This is a genomic window from Flavivirga abyssicola, assembly GCF_030540775.2.
Classification (GTDB): Bacteria; Bacteroidota; Bacteroidia; order Flavobacteriales; family Flavobacteriaceae; genus Flavivirga; species Flavivirga abyssicola.
In genome coordinates this window covers 3633613-3647852 of record NZ_CP141266.1, presented here as the reverse complement: position 1 = coordinate 3647852, position 14240 = coordinate 3633613, and the positions used below count along the sequence as shown (strand labels likewise).

The window sequence follows — 14240 nt, the reverse complement described above, 5'->3', positions numbered from 1 at the left end:
TAAAACCTTAACTATGGCTATGCTTATATTTTCTATTTCATCTAAAGTAAATATAATTCAAATTTATTATCAATCATTTTAAAATTCATTAGGTATAAACCATGATTGTATTAATTGCTCCTGAAACCGATATTCATAATGAAATTTTAATTCTAAATCAGCTTTTCGAAGCTGGTTTAGAATACTATCACTTAAGAAAACCTGAAAAAAACTATCAGGAACATTGTACCTATTTAAATCAAATTGATGTTAAATACCACAATCGAATTGTGGTTCATTATTTTCATGAGTTAATTAATACTTACAACCTAAAAGGGATTCATTTTCAAGAGCAAAAAAGAAGAGATCACATAGATAATCCAGGGCAGTACTTTAAAGGATTAAATATGTACGGAAAAACCATTAGTAGTTCGTTTCATGAGCCTGATGATTTAGCTAATTGCGAATTTGAATTTGATTATCATTTGCTTAGTCCAGTTTTCTCTTCAATCTCAAAAAAAGGCTATGAAGGCAGAGGATTTGATGTAAATCATATTGACAAACGCATTATTGGAATGGGTGGCGTTACGACAGATAATCTTAATGAATTTAATGCATTAGGTTTTAAAGGCGTAGGTGTTTTAGGAGGCATTTGGAATAATAACAAACCTCTAGAGGTTTTAAAAAAAATGAAAAATCACTTTGAACAATAAATGAACAACAGCACATACATACTTACTATTGCTGGCCATGATCCCTCTGGAGGAGCTGGATTAACATCAGACATCAAAACATTTGAGGCACACGGTTTGTATGGCTTGTCTATTTGTACAGCCATTACGGTTCAGAATGATGTTGATTTTAAACAATGTGTTTGGACAGAAGTTGATGTGATTATCGCTCAAATTGAAACCCTCTTTGAACGTTTTGATATTAACACTGTAAAAATTGGAATTGTAGAATACTGGGATACATTACATCTCATTTTAAACAAATTACACAATCTAAATTCCGATATAAAAATTGTTTTAGATCCCATCATTAAAGCAAGTGCCGGTTTTGATTTTCATGAAACCGAAAACCAAAGTTTACTAGACAAGATATGGAAGCAATGTTATATTGTCACACCTAACTATGATGAAATTCAAAGTTTATATCCTAAATTAAACATTGAAAATACGATTGAACATATATCCTACTTCACCAATATTTATTTAAAAGGTGGCCATCGAACCGATAAAAAAGGTTGGGACGAATTGTATCACAGTGGTATCGTTATGGTAAATATACCTCCCAATACAGATAAAGTTTTTCAAAAACATGGGAGTGGTTGTGTACTATCTGCTTCTTTAGCAAGTAATTTAGCCTTGAATATTGAATTAGAAGATGCTGCTAAAAATACTAAATGGTATACAGAACAATTCTTGAATTCTGATAAAGGGTTATTAGGAAAGCACAAATACAATACGTTGGGCAAACTCAAATAGTTAAAAATTAAAATTATGATTCCGAAGTTACATTATATATCACAAGGAAATACAGGAAAAGAACATCTTGAAAACATCAAAAAAGCATGTACTTCGGGAGCAGAATTGGTACAATTGCGTTTAAAGAACCTGTCCAAAAAAAAGATTCTAAAAATCGCTGAAGAAGCTAGGGAAATCACTTTGCATTTTCAAACCCGCCTCATTATCAATGATCATTATAAAATTGCAAAAAAAATAAAAGCAGACGGCGTACATTTAGGAAAAAACGATACCTGTCCTACTATTGCAAGGAAACATCTAGAAACTTGGCAAATTATTGGAGGAACTGCCAACACACTCAAAGATTGCGAAATGTTAATCGAAAAAAAAGTAAACTATATTGGCTTAGGGCCCTTTCGGTTTACAACAACAAAAGACAATTTAAGTCCGATTTTAGGAACAAACGGTTACTTAACCATTCTTGAGGCATTACGAACAGACACTCCAATTATTGCCATTGGAGGTATTACTATAGAAGATATTCCGGACATTTTAAAAACAGGCGTTCATGGAATAGCAGCTTCAGGTGAAATCACCAAAGATTTTAATAAAATTAGTCAATTCAACAAACTGTTAAACACTGCTTCGCAACAAGAACAGGTTTGGAATCCAAATCAAAACATATAATATGACAACAGATACACTTAAAATTGCTGACAAAACTTTTAAGTCAAGGTTATTTACAGGAACAGGGAAATTTAGTAGCGCCAATAAAATGAGAGAAGCTATCATAGCTTCAGAAAGCGAATTGGTTACTGTCGCTTTAAAACGTGTGGATTTAGAAAATGAATCTGACGATATGCTTGTTCATCTAAGTGATAATCAAATTAATTTGCTTCCCAATACATCTGGTGTAAGAACCGCAAAAGAAGCTGTTTTTGCTGCCGAATTAGCCAGAGAAGCACTTCAAACCAATTGGGTAAAACTAGAAATACATCCAGATCCTAAATACCTGCTCCCCGACCCTATTGAAACCTTAAAAGCCGCTGAGGAATTGGTGAAACTCGAATTTGTGGTTATGCCTTATATTCATGCCGACCCTGTTTTATGTAAACGTTTGGAGGATGTTGGTGTACCATGCGTCATGCCCTTAGGCGCACCCATTGGAAGCAACAAAGGCATTAAAACACTTGAGTTTTTAGAAATTATTATCGAACAAAGCAACGTACCCGTAATTGTTGATGCTGGTATTGGAGCGCCGTCTCACGCTGCATTTGCTATGGAATTAGGTGCTGATGCTGTTTTAGTAAATACCGCTATTGCCGTATCTCAAAATCCTGTAGATATGGGAATTGCTTTTAAAATGGCTGTTGAAGCTGGTAGAATAGCTTATAACGCTAAACTAGCCCCTATTAAAAATCAAGCAGAAGCTAGTAGCCCACTCACCTCTTTTCTAAACGACTTAAATTAGTACAGACCATGTCTTTTAAAAATACATTTGAAAAATACGATTGGGATACTTTAGAAAAAGAAATCTACAAAGTAACAGCCAAAGACGTTGAAAAAGTACTCCTCAAAGAGAAAATTAAGTTAGAAGACTTTAAAACTCTAATTTCTCCAGCAGCCAAACCGTATATAGAACAGATGGCACAACGCAGCAATGCCATTACCAAAAAACGTTTTGGGAATACCATTCAAATGTACATTCCCATGTATCTATCTAATGAATGCCAAAACATCTGTACCTATTGCGGATTTAGTATGGATAATGGTATTAGAAGAAAGACCTTAAGCGATGCCGAAATACTAAAGGAAGTCGAACATATTAAAAAATTAGGGTATGATCATATTCTTCTGGTTACAGGAGAAGCAAACAAAACTGTTGGAGTATCCTATATAAAACATGCGATAGACTTGATTCGATCCCAATTCTCGAATATCAGTATCGAAGTACAACCTTTAGACCAAGAAGACTATGAAACCTTAATCACCTCTGGGTTGTATGCCGTTTTAGTCTATCAGGAAACCTATCATAAAGCAACCTATAAAACACATCATCCAAAAGGTAGAAAATCGAATTTCGATTATCGTTTAGATACACCAGATCGCTTAGGTAAAGCTGGTATTCATAAAATTGGACTAGGTGCTCTTTTTGGCCTCGAAGATTGGCGCGTAGATAGTTTTTATACGGCTTTGCATTTAAAATATTTGCAAAAAACATATTGGAAAACAAAATATTCCATCTCTTTCCCAAGGCTTAGACCACATCAAGGTGGACTAGCTCCAAAAGTAGAGATGACAGATACTGATTTGGTACAATTGATTTGCGCGTATCGATTGCTGGATGAAGACGTTGAATTATCACTATCTACACGAGAAAGTGAAATATTTAGAAATCATAGCATTCACTTAGGCATTACTTCTATTAGTGCTGAATCTAAAACAAATCCAGGAGGCTACAGTGTGGAACCTGAATCACTCGAACAATTTGAAATTTCAGATGAGCGCACCACTGAGCAAATTAAGCATATGATTCAATCCCAAGGCTATGAGGTGGTTTGGAAGGATTGGTCTAAGTCTTATGTTAACCTGAGTTCGACGTAAACTTTATTAAAAACATCTTATATAATCCAATGAAATACAGCTGTTTGTCAATGTCGACGGAGCGAAGCATGAGTGACGAGACATCTCATCATGATGAGATTCCTCCTCGTTCCTCGTCCTTTAGATTTGTATAATAGATAATATCAACCCCAAAAACAAAAAATAACCCATCAAGCAATTTAGCCTAGCTAATAAGTTTTGTAATTGAATCAATTATAAAGAAAACCTCATCTATATCAGAACTTTTTAATATTACGTGAATCTTATAATCCAAACAATCTTGGTAAAAACATGGATATTTCTGGAATATAACTTATAAGCATTAAAACACTTATCATAATAGCCAAAAAGGGCAGTAAGGGTTTTATTACTTGGGTGACCGAAACCTTGGCAATACCACTTCCCACAAATAAAATAGTACCGACAGGGGGCGTACATAAACCTATACACAGATTTAAAACGAGTACAATTCCGAAGTGTACAGGATCCATTCCTAAGGCCACTACCACAGGCAAGAAAATAGGTGTAAAAATTAAAACTGCAGGTGTCATATCCATAAAGGTTCCAATAATTAACAACGTCATATTAATCACTAAAAAGATCACAAATTTATTACTAAACTGTTCTAATAAGAACCCACTCATAAGCTCAGGGATACTTTCAAAAGAAAATAACCAAGACATCGCCATAGAGGTACAAATTAAAAACATAACAACCGCTGTTGTTCTAGCACTGGTCAATAATATATCTGGGAAATCTTTAATTTTCATATCTCCGTAGATCAAAGCCAATATAGCGGCATATAATACGGCTATAGCAGACGCTTCTGTGGCTGTAAATATTCCTGCTACAATCCCTCCTACTACAATAAACAATAGTAATAAACTAAAAAATGCTTTTCTAAAATGCGACCATATTTGGGATAAAGGTGCTCTTTTTCCTTTTTTAAACTTTCTTTTAATAGCGACATAAGCGATATACCCCATTAGGGCAACTCCTAAGAAGATACCAGGCAAATAACCCGCGACAAATAAGGCCGCTACCGAGGCTGTTCCACCACTGGCTAAAGCATAAACAATTAAGATATTACTTGGAGGGATCAACAATCCTGTAGTAGATGATGTAATATTTACCGAAGCACTAAATTCTCTTGGATAGCCCTCTTCTTCCATTCTATCTGTCATAATACTTCCTATGGCTGATGTTGCTGCAATTGCTGAACCAGAAATAGCACCAAAAAGCATAGAGGCCAAAACATTTACATAAGCTAATCCTCCCGGAAGACTTGCCACCAAAGATTTAGCAAAATTTATGAGTCGGTTTGCTATACCACCTCGTTTCATAATCTCTCCTGCCAATACAAAGAACGGAATAGCCAATAACGCAAAACTATCAATACCAGTAGTCATACGCTGTGCTATGGTTGTTAACCCAGGAAGCTTATCTATATTCAATAACAGACTAAGTGTCGTTGAAATCCCTATAGAATAGGCTACAGGTACTTTTAACATAAGTAAAACGAAAAAACTAACAAATAATGCTAAGATGCTTAAAACTTCAATACTCATAATTAGTCGGTTATTTGATTTTTATAAATTTTTGATATGTGATAAACAGAAAAACACATAATAAGGAAGCCACTAAACGGTAAAATAGCGTAAATATACCCTAATGGGATTCTTAAAGTTCCTGAAAGCTGTTCTAAATGTAGTGTCGTATAAACTAAATTCACCCCACCAATCACCATCACTATTAAAGCAAATAGAAAGATTAATATCTCGATAAGTACGGATACTTTTTTCTTTGTGGCATCAGAGAACTTTCGATACAGAAAATCCATTGATAGATGCTCTCTCCTAGCATTTAGATAAGCAGCTCCTAAAATGGATAACCAGATTAAAGAGAATCGTGCCAGTTCTTCTGTCCATGAAAAAGACCTGTTTAAAATATATCTTGAGAAAACCTGCCAAAGGACATCCAACACTAAAAGTGCAAAAATAAATACTAAAAAGATTTCCATAAATCGGACCACTTTTTTAAAAATAATATCAGATAGCTTCATAATTAATCTGCTTTAATTTTATTTACTAGTTCTGTCATTTCTGGGTGTTCTTTTAAAAATTCTTCCAAAACTGATTTTGACTTTTCTGCAAATAATGCTTTTTCAGGAATTATAATTTCTACGCCAGCAGCTTTAGCTATTTCCATAGAAGCTTTTACAGACTCATTCCAAAATACCTTCTCCGCTTGAGCGGATTCATCTGCCGCTTCCTGAACCCATACGCGTTCCTGTACTGATAGCTTTTCCCAGAATTTAGTACCAATAAGCAAAACATCGGGTACTGATGAGTGCTGATCTAGCGTGTAGTATTTACTAACTTCATAATGATTAGAAGATACAAATGATGGCGGATTATTTTCTGCTCCATCTACTACACCTTGCTGAATAGCAGTATATAATTCTCCATAAGCCATTGGTGTGGCAGAACCTCCCATGGCATTTACCATGTTTATTGCCATTTGATTATTCATAACCCGTATTTTGAGTCCCTTTAAATCATCTGGGGTTCTAATAGCTTTTGAACTTGTATAAAAACTTCGACTCCCTGCATCATAATAACAGAGTCCACGTAACCAAAATTTACTCCCTTTCTCTAATATAGATTTACCAACTTCGCCTTCTAAAATATTAAATTGATGTGCTTTACTTTTAAACAAATATGGAATCCCTAATACATGATATTCTGGAACAAAATTAGACATCGTAGCGGCACTTACTTTGGTAACGGCAACACTTCCAATCTGTAATAATTCTAAAACCTCTCTTTCGGAACCTAATTGACCATCTGGAAATATTTTGATCTTCAAACGACCTTTTGACTTTTTTTCTAAAGCCTCTTGAAATGTTAAGATCCCTTTATGAACAGGATGGGTTTGAGGCAGAGTATGTGCTAAATAAAGCACCTTACTATCAGACTCTTTTTTACAAGAAACTGATCCGAAACATAGAATCACTAATAAAATGACATAGTACTTCATAATTTATTGTTTAAATTCAAAATAATCCACTGCGTTATTATAACAAATATCCTGTATCATTTTACCCAAGAAATCAATATCATTAGGTACTAACCCTTTTTGTACATCGTCAGCAATTAAATTACATAATATCCGTCTAAAATATTCATGTCTCGGGAAGGATAAAAAACTACGACTATCTGTCAACATACCAACAAAATGACTTAACAATCCTATATTTGATAGCGCATTTAATTGTTTTTCTATACCATCTTTTTGGTCTAAATACCACCAACCTGATCCCCATTGCATCTTACCTGGTAATTCTCCTGTATTGAAATTACCCATCATACTTGCAAATACTTCGTTATGTGCTGGGTTTAGATTGTAACAAATTGTTTTAGTTAATTTATTTTCATAATCTAACTGACCAAAGAATTTTGACATGCCTTCAGCGAATGAATAATCTCCTATGGAATCACATCCCGCATCAGCACCACATTGTTCTACCAGTCTTTTATTATTATTTCTAATAGGGCCTAAATGAAATTGCTGTGCCCACCCTTTTTCGTGATATTTACGAGATAAATAAAATAAAAGGTAGGTTCTGTATTTTGCAACTTCAACTTCCGTTAGCTCTATTTTACTCAAAAATTTCTTGAAAATTTCAGCAACCTCATCTTCTGTATAATCTACGATATATAAAGGTCCTGTAATACCATAATCGGACAATTTACATCCATGTTCATCGAAAAAATCAATTCTTGTATCAATGGCCTTAAACAAATCATCAAGGCTATCAATAGAAAAATTAGCGCAATTAGCTAACTTATCCAAATAGGCCGTAAACGTAGTAGTATTATCAATAAAAAAGAGATTATCTGGTCGAAACGTAGGTAATACTTTTGTATAAAAACTACCCGCAGCAATTTGCTTATGATACTTTAAAGAATCTGTTGGGTCGTCCGTAGTACAAACCAGTTCTACTTTCATTTGTTCTAACAACTGTGCTGGGGTCGTTTGAGCTAAAATAGTATTGGCTTTTTCATAAATAGCATCAGCTGTATTGGGTTGTAGAATCGTATCAATATCGAAATAACGCTTCAACTCTAATTGCGTCCAGTGAAATAATGGATTTCTTAAGGTATATGGAACCGTTTCTGCCCATTTTGTAAACTTATCTTTTAAAGAAGCGTCACCCGTAATAAAAGCTTCTTCAATACCATGAGCCCGCATTCCACGCCATTTATAATGATCTTCACTCAACCAGGCCTTAGTAATATTTTCAACAGGTTTATTTTCTGCTATTTGTTTGGCAGATAAATGATTATGATAATCTATTATAGGCATATCTTTAGCATAATCGTGATATAAGGTTTCTGCTTCTTTAGACTGTAGTAAAAAATGGTCTGTTATAAATGCTTTTGAGGTTGTTAACTTCATAACCCTGCACTTTTAGAAATTCCTAATTCCAGTCCTCTCAATTCTGCTAATCCTCTTAAACGCCCAATACCAGAATACCCTGGATTGGTTTTTTTATGCAAGTCATCTAACATCTGGTGACCGTGATCTGGGCGTACAGGAATCAGTGCATCAACTCTTCCTGCTGCTTTTCTTTTTGCTTCTTCTACTACAACTTCTTTTACAACACTAAACATATCTACATCACCTTCTAAATGATTGGCTTCGTAAAAATTTCCTTTTGAGTCTCTTTTAGTACTTCTTAAATGTAAAAAGTGCACGCGATCTGCAAAGCGTTTAAAAATTTGCACTAGATTATTATCTGCTCTTACGCCTAAAGATCCTGTACAAAAAGTAATCCCGTTAGAAATATGAGGTACCTGTTCAAAAATATATGCATAATCTGCTTCGGTACTCACCACCCTTGGCAATCCTAAAATGGCATACGGTGGATCATCTGGATGAATGCACATTAATACATTATTCTGAGCTGCTACTGGTATAATTTCCTGCAAGAAGGCTACTAGGTTTTCTTTTAATTTCTGAGCATCAATATTAGCATAGGTATCTAAAATGGTTTGAAATTGCTCTAGAGTATACCCTTCTTCTGCTCCAGGTAAACCAGCTATGATATTATTTACTAATGCTTTCTTTTTGTCTTCAGATAACCCATCTACATATGCTTTTGCTTCGGTTTTTTCGATATCAGAATATATAGCTTCTGCTCCTGGTCGTTTTAATAAATACAACTCGAAAGCTGCAAAGGCGACCACATCAAAACGCAATGCTTTAGAACCATCGGCTACTTCATAATCCAAAGATGTCCGTGTCCAATCCAAAACAGGCATAAAATTGTAACAAACAATATTGATACCGCAAGCTGCTAAATTTTCTATACTTTTCTTGTAGTTTTCAATATATATTTTGAAATTCCCTGAACGGGTTTTTATATTTTCATGTACAGGAATACTTTCTACAACAGACCATTCTAAACCAGCAGTTTCAATAATCTGTTTTCTTTCTTTAATGGCTTCAACAGTCCAAACGTCTCCATTAGGAATTTGATGTAATGCAGAAACAATACCTGTTGCTCCTGCTTGTTTAATATCTGATAATTGTACAGGATCATTAGGCCCGTACCATCTCCATGTTTGTTTCATTTTCTCTTTCCTTTCTCTTAATTATTACACACCACTAAAAGCACTAAATCCGCCATCGATAGGAACTACAATTCCTGACACAAATTTTGAAGCATCAGAACATAAATAATGTACGGCTCCGTTCAACTCGTCGGCGTCACCAAATCTTCTCATTGGTGTATTTTGAATAATTATATTTCCTCTATCGGTATAATTTCCAGTTTCTTTATCAATTAGTAAATCTCTATTTTGATTTCCAATAAAGAATCCCGGAGCAATCGCATTTACCCGTAATCCATCACCAAATTTCAAAGCTAATTCAACAGACATCCATTTTGTAAAATTATCAATAGCAGCTTTTGAAGCTGAATACCCTACAACTCTTGTAATGGCTCTATCTGCTGTCATGGAAGACACATTTAAAATAACGCCTTTCTTCTTTTTTGCCATTTCTTTTCCAAAAACAATAGATGGTAAGATACTACCAAAAAGATTTAGATCTACCACTTTTTTAAAGTGATCGATATTTACATCAAAAATGGTTTGTGTAGGTCCAATCGTAGCTCCTGGCATATTTCCTCCAGCTACATTTAACAAAATATCTATGCGCCCGTATTTTTCAATAATAGTATCAGAAACTTTTTGTAAATTTTCTTCATCTGTTACATTACACAAAAGACCATCTACATGTTCGCTTATGGTTTTAAATTTTGTTACTGTCTTTTCTATAAGATCCTCTTTATAATCTAGTAAAACTACTGTAGCCCCTTCTTTTAATAAATATTCTGAAATACTTCCTCCTAGTACTCCACAACCTCCCGTTATAAGTACTACTTTATCTTTAATGTTAAATAAATTCATTTTATGAGTTAACTTTTTAATACTGTATAATTATATATTTTAAAAAAAACGTGTGCGTACACGCAAATTTAAATATTTTATTTGATTTGGTTCTGAAAAACGAAGGAAATTAGCTCAGTATTTTATATTTTCGTTTATTATGCTTTACATTAACTAATTAGTTCCTTTATCTGTTAATAAGGATTTTAAAAATATATATTGAAAACAATTAAAGATATTGCAGCCTTAGCAAACGTTTCTATTGGAACTGTAGACCGTGTTATTCATAACAGATCTGGAGTTTCTAAAAAAACAAAAGAACGTATTGAAAAAATAATTCAAGAACATGGCTTTCAAATAAACAAAACGGCTAGAATACTTGCTTTAAATAAAAAATACAATATCGCAGTTTTAATGCCTACTGCTGAATCTTCATCCGATTTTTGGTATCTTCCAAAAAAAGGTATTGAAAAAGCATCTGAAGAATTTGAAATGCATCGGGTCTCTGTAAATTATTTCCACTTTGATCCTTTAAATTTAAATTCCTTTAAAGATGTATTTGATACGTTGTTGGAAACCTCTTTTGATGCTGTACTTTTGGCTCCTATTTTTTTAAATGAAGCTAAAGAGAGACTTATACACTTAGATCAGAGAAAAGTTCCTTATGTGTTCATTAATGCAGAATTAGAAGGGGCAAACAATATTTCTTATATCGGACAACATTCCTTCGACAGTGGAGCGCTTGCAGCTAAACTTATGTCATTATTAATAGATACGGAAGATGATATTCTTATAGTAAAAGTTAGAAAGGATAATATCCATCACTCTGCTATTGAAGATAGAATTTCTGGTTTTAAATCGTATTTTGATACTCGGAATACACCTGTACAAATACATGAAGTTATACTTCCAAAAATTAAAGACCAAGCGGCTATTAACACATTACTTCGTAAAAAATTGACCAACCATAAAATTAAAGGCTTGTTTATTCCTTCTAGTAAAGTTAGTGTTGTTGCCAATTACGTAGAAGAACGCAAACTGAAACATTTAAAATTAATTGGTTACGATCTAAATGAAGAAAATGTGCATTTAATTAAAAATGAAACCATTGATTTCTTAATTGATCAAGATGCTTTTTTTCAAGGTTATGAGGGGACTAAAACACTATTTAACTTTATTATTAATGATGTTGTTCCCCAAAAAAACAGGTATTTACCTATTAAATTATTAACAAAAGAGAATGTTAAATATTTGTAATTGAAGGTGAAGCGTCCTTTATTCTTACGAAAGGTCAGGGCTTGCCTGATGGTCATTTCTTAACGAGTACTTTAAACCTAAAAAATCCCTGCACAGTTTTGTACAGGGAAATAAAACAAACTATTCAAAATTAAACTAACTTATATAAAATAATTTTCTTGCTTAATCAAAACCAATGTCATCGATAAAAGCGACAACATCATTTCCTCCAATTTCTTGAATTACAAATTGCGTGTATGAGGTTGTGCCATAAAGCGCATCTGCAAGAGGAACTGTATAATGGTTCCATTGACCAGCAGTTGGATTAATAACATAACCATCCCATTGCTCGTTAAGCACTAATTTGAAGGTCGTGGTATCATCACAGTAAATGGAGAACTTCACTACAGTATATGCTGTTAAATCGATATTGGTTCCTCCTAGCTGGAAACCTGAGTCAGCAACCATAACATTTCTTATGGAAAATATTCCTGTACTTGGATTTGAAGTGTCATCAAAGACCGGAGTTGTCCAGCCTCCAATCCAATCTGCATTTAAATTATTCTCTGTATAAACTTCATAATTGAATGTTGGTATAGCCGCTTCGTATGTAACATCAAGTCCAACTTCATCAATATAAAGTGTATTTGCCGATAAACTAGCATCCCTAATTACAAATTGATCTAGAACCGTAGTACCATTAGATATATTCGTAATTGGTATAGATACATTTGTCCATTCGCCAGCAGGAATACTTACAGTTTGTCCACTACCCCACTGTTCGTTAAGAATAAATGTTACCGAAGTACCATTTTCTGAATAAAAAGCAGCATTTACTGTTGTGTACTGTGTTAAATCTTCTCCAGAACCTCCAATTTGGAAGCCATCATCACCAACATAATCTACTCGAATGGAATAAACCCCAGACTTAACCTGATCTGTACTTGCAAAATCAGGAGCTGTCCAACCACCAATCCAAAAGGCTGGATTTAAGGCATCATCATAAATTTCGTAACCATATACGGCAGCACCCGAAGGAGGCAATGGATAACCTAGAGCAACTGCATCATTATCGGAAACCAATACATTATCTATCTCATGAATTACACCATTATTAGCCCCAATATTAGAATTTACTATAGTGGCAGCTGGCGCATTTGCATGTGAAGGCTCAAAACTCATTGCAACATCATCAAATGTAAAGCTATCACCTTGTAGGGTTTCAATAGACATTCCCGGAGTTAATCCGCTTGCAAGCAACGTACCTGCATGTAGATGATATTCTACTAACCTCTTTAATATTTCAAGTTCTTCGGGAGTATCAAAATCATCTAAACTATCAAAGTTATTAATAGTTAAAAAGAACGTAGTAAATGCACCATTATTAGGAGCAAATGCAGTTAATTGATCTGTAGAGACTTGAGATGTTAAACCAACTTTTTCTATAGCAGCTGTAAACGAAGTAAAACCTTTATCATTACATCGTTCTACAACATTTAAAGTTCTATCCAATATTTCTTGAAATACCGTATTAGGTAGTAATACCTTGTCTACACCATGCATAACACCATTAATGGACTGAACGTCTGTTAAATTAATAGTAGCGTTTGTATAACTAGTATCATCAATAGATGCATCGTCATTTATTGAAAACCCTTCTCCCTGAACTGTCGTTTGCGCAGTGCCAAGAGCATCCGAAGAAACAAGATTTGAACCAGATAGTACATGATACAACAACACTTCTGTTAATATATCTACTGGAATATCGTCTAAAGATGTCCAACCGAAAGCAGCTTCAACATCCATCATGAATTTTTCAAAAGCCATGTTATTTGGCGCAAAAACAGTAAAAAGATCAGTCCCGTTTAATGTATCTACTAAATCTGCTTTCTCTAAAGCTTCTGCAAGTATAGAATATTCTGGATTTGCCAAAACATGATCTGCCAATGTAGGTAGTAAAAGCACATTGTCAACAACGTGAACGATACCATTTGTGGCACCCATATCTGTAGCGCCATCAACTAAATTAGCCATTCCATTTATAGCAATATCTCCTGATGCATTTGTAAAAATGCTTAGATTATTTCCATCAGGACCTGTAGCCAGTGTTTTTAAGTATCCCGAAACCATTGTAGACGTAAAGTCTGGTGTCGTCGTACTAAGCACATGGTTTAACAATACGTTTGTTAGTTCTTCGCTCGATAAAGCAGAGGTATCTATACTGCTAAAGGCCACATTATTTGGTGCAAAAACCGTATATGTGGTTGTACTTTTTAACGTCTCCGTTAAACTAGCGGTTTCTATAGCTCCTGCCAAAGTGGATAAATCTGTTGTTTCTGATAAAATTTCAGATATATTTTTTGGATTCAGGCTTAATTGTTTGTCTAGCACATCATCATCGTTTGTACACGATGTAAAAATTAACGTAGCTATCAACAAAAGGTTGAATAAATTTTTAAATGATTTCATTAATAAATGTTTTTTTATTATTCTTTAA

At 34.1% G+C, this 14240-nt stretch carries 13 protein-coding genes; 6 read left to right on the top strand and 7 right to left on the bottom strand.

The window, feature by feature from the left end; translation table 11 throughout:
• The first annotated feature begins 101 nt into the window (after positions 1-101).
• The 5 genes from Q4Q34_RS15400 to thiH are packed head-to-tail and all read left to right on the top strand — an operon-like array spanning position 102 to position 4049.
• A complete protein-coding gene (locus Q4Q34_RS15400; protein ID WP_303315366.1) occupies positions 102-692 on the top strand; it encodes a thiamine phosphate synthase in 591 nt (196 codons plus the stop codon).
• Positions 693-1466 (top strand): hydroxymethylpyrimidine/phosphomethylpyrimidine kinase, encoded by a 774-nt coding sequence (locus Q4Q34_RS15395; protein ID WP_303315367.1) that lies wholly within the window; start codon positions 693-695, stop codon positions 1464-1466.
• A gap of 15 nt (positions 1467-1481) precedes the next feature.
• Positions 1482-2132 (top strand): thiamine phosphate synthase, encoded by a 651-nt coding sequence (gene thiE, locus Q4Q34_RS15390; RefSeq protein ID WP_303315368.1) that lies wholly within the window; start codon positions 1482-1484, stop codon positions 2130-2132.
• A 1-nt stretch (position 2133) separates the two neighbouring features.
• Positions 2134-2916 (top strand): thiazole synthase, encoded by a 783-nt coding sequence (locus Q4Q34_RS15385; RefSeq protein ID WP_303315370.1) that lies wholly within the window; start codon positions 2134-2136, stop codon positions 2914-2916.
• 8 nt (positions 2917-2924) lie between these two features.
• Positions 2925-4049 (top strand): 2-iminoacetate synthase ThiH, encoded by a 1125-nt coding sequence (thiH, locus tag Q4Q34_RS15380; protein ID WP_303315371.1) that lies wholly within the window; start codon positions 2925-2927, stop codon positions 4047-4049.
• Positions 4050-4312: 263 nt separating this feature from the next.
• On the opposite strand, the gene Q4Q34_RS15375 is transcribed toward thiH, so the two are convergent.
• The 6 genes from Q4Q34_RS15375 to Q4Q34_RS15350 are packed head-to-tail and all read right to left on the bottom strand — an operon-like array spanning position 4313 to position 10528.
• Positions 4313-5617 (bottom strand): TRAP transporter large permease, encoded by a 1305-nt coding sequence (locus tag Q4Q34_RS15375; RefSeq protein ID WP_303315372.1) that lies wholly within the window; start codon positions 5615-5617, stop codon positions 4313-4315.
• Between the two features lie 2 nt (positions 5618-5619).
• Positions 5620-6069, bottom strand: coding sequence for a TRAP transporter small permease (locus tag Q4Q34_RS15370; RefSeq protein WP_303315373.1), 450 nt, complete (start codon positions 6067-6069; stop codon positions 5620-5622).
• A 44-nt stretch (positions 6070-6113) separates the two neighbouring features.
• A complete protein-coding gene (locus Q4Q34_RS15365) occupies positions 6114-7088 on the bottom strand; it encodes a TRAP transporter substrate-binding protein (protein WP_303315374.1) in 975 nt (324 codons plus the stop codon).
• A 3-nt stretch (positions 7089-7091) separates the two neighbouring features.
• Positions 7092-8510, bottom strand: a complete 1419-nt coding sequence (uxaC, locus tag Q4Q34_RS15360) for a glucuronate isomerase (RefSeq protein WP_303315376.1) — start codon at positions 8508-8510, stop codon at positions 7092-7094.
• Positions 8507-9688 (bottom strand): mannonate dehydratase, encoded by a 1182-nt coding sequence (gene uxuA / locus Q4Q34_RS15355; RefSeq protein ID WP_303315378.1) that lies wholly within the window; start codon positions 9686-9688, stop codon positions 8507-8509. Before uxuA ends, uxaC begins: the two co-directional genes overlap by 4 nt.
• 24 nt (positions 9689-9712) lie before the next feature.
• On the bottom strand, positions 9713-10528 hold the full coding sequence (locus Q4Q34_RS15350) for an SDR family oxidoreductase (RefSeq protein WP_303315380.1): 816 nt from the start codon (positions 10526-10528) through the stop codon (positions 9713-9715).
• 198 nt (positions 10529-10726) lie between these two features.
• Here Q4Q34_RS15350 and Q4Q34_RS15345 point away from each other — a divergent pair, with 198 nt between their 5' ends.
• Positions 10727-11764 (top strand): LacI family DNA-binding transcriptional regulator, encoded by a 1038-nt coding sequence (locus Q4Q34_RS15345; protein WP_303315381.1) that lies wholly within the window; start codon positions 10727-10729, stop codon positions 11762-11764.
• Between the two features lie 162 nt (positions 11765-11926).
• On the opposite strand, the gene Q4Q34_RS15340 is transcribed toward Q4Q34_RS15345, so the two are convergent.
• Positions 11927-14212: a fasciclin domain-containing protein gene (locus Q4Q34_RS15340; protein ID WP_303315383.1), complete on the bottom strand. Its 2286-nt coding sequence runs from the start codon at positions 14210-14212 to the stop codon at positions 11927-11929.
• Positions 14213-14240: the final 28 nt, after the last annotated feature.

What these genes read in the sequence shown, in the direction of transcription:
- Q4Q34_RS15375 (WP_303315372.1), bottom strand. Translation starts at nt 5,617, where the DNA reads ATGAGTATTGAAGTTTTAAGCATCTTAGCATTATTTGTTAGTTTTTTC.
- Q4Q34_RS15400 (WP_303315366.1), top strand. Translation starts at nt 102, where the DNA reads ATGATTGTATTAATTGCTCCTGAAACCGATATTCATAATGAAATTTTA.
- uxuA (WP_303315378.1), bottom strand. Translation starts at nt 9,688, where the DNA reads ATGAAACAAACATGGAGATGGTACGGGCCTAATGATCCTGTACAATTA.
- Q4Q34_RS15350 (WP_303315380.1), bottom strand. Translation starts at nt 10,528, where the DNA reads ATGAATTTATTTAACATTAAAGATAAAGTAGTACTTATAACGGGAGGT.
- Q4Q34_RS15340 (WP_303315383.1), bottom strand. Translation starts at nt 14,212, where the DNA reads ATGAAATCATTTAAAAATTTATTCAACCTTTTGTTGATAGCTACGTTA.
- Q4Q34_RS15385 (WP_303315370.1), top strand. Translation starts at nt 2,134, where the DNA reads ATGACAACAGATACACTTAAAATTGCTGACAAAACTTTTAAGTCAAGG.
- Q4Q34_RS15370 (WP_303315373.1), bottom strand. Translation starts at nt 6,069, where the DNA reads ATGGAAATCTTTTTAGTATTTATTTTTGCACTTTTAGTGTTGGATGTC.
- Q4Q34_RS15395 (WP_303315367.1), top strand. Translation starts at nt 693, where the DNA reads ATGAACAACAGCACATACATACTTACTATTGCTGGCCATGATCCCTCT.
- thiH (WP_303315371.1), top strand. Translation starts at nt 2,925, where the DNA reads ATGTCTTTTAAAAATACATTTGAAAAATACGATTGGGATACTTTAGAA.
- uxaC (WP_303315376.1), bottom strand. Translation starts at nt 8,510, where the DNA reads ATGAAGTTAACAACCTCAAAAGCATTTATAACAGACCATTTTTTACTA.
- thiE (WP_303315368.1), top strand. Translation starts at nt 1,482, where the DNA reads ATGATTCCGAAGTTACATTATATATCACAAGGAAATACAGGAAAAGAA.
- Q4Q34_RS15365 (WP_303315374.1), bottom strand. Translation starts at nt 7,088, where the DNA reads ATGAAGTACTATGTCATTTTATTAGTGATTCTATGTTTCGGATCAGTT.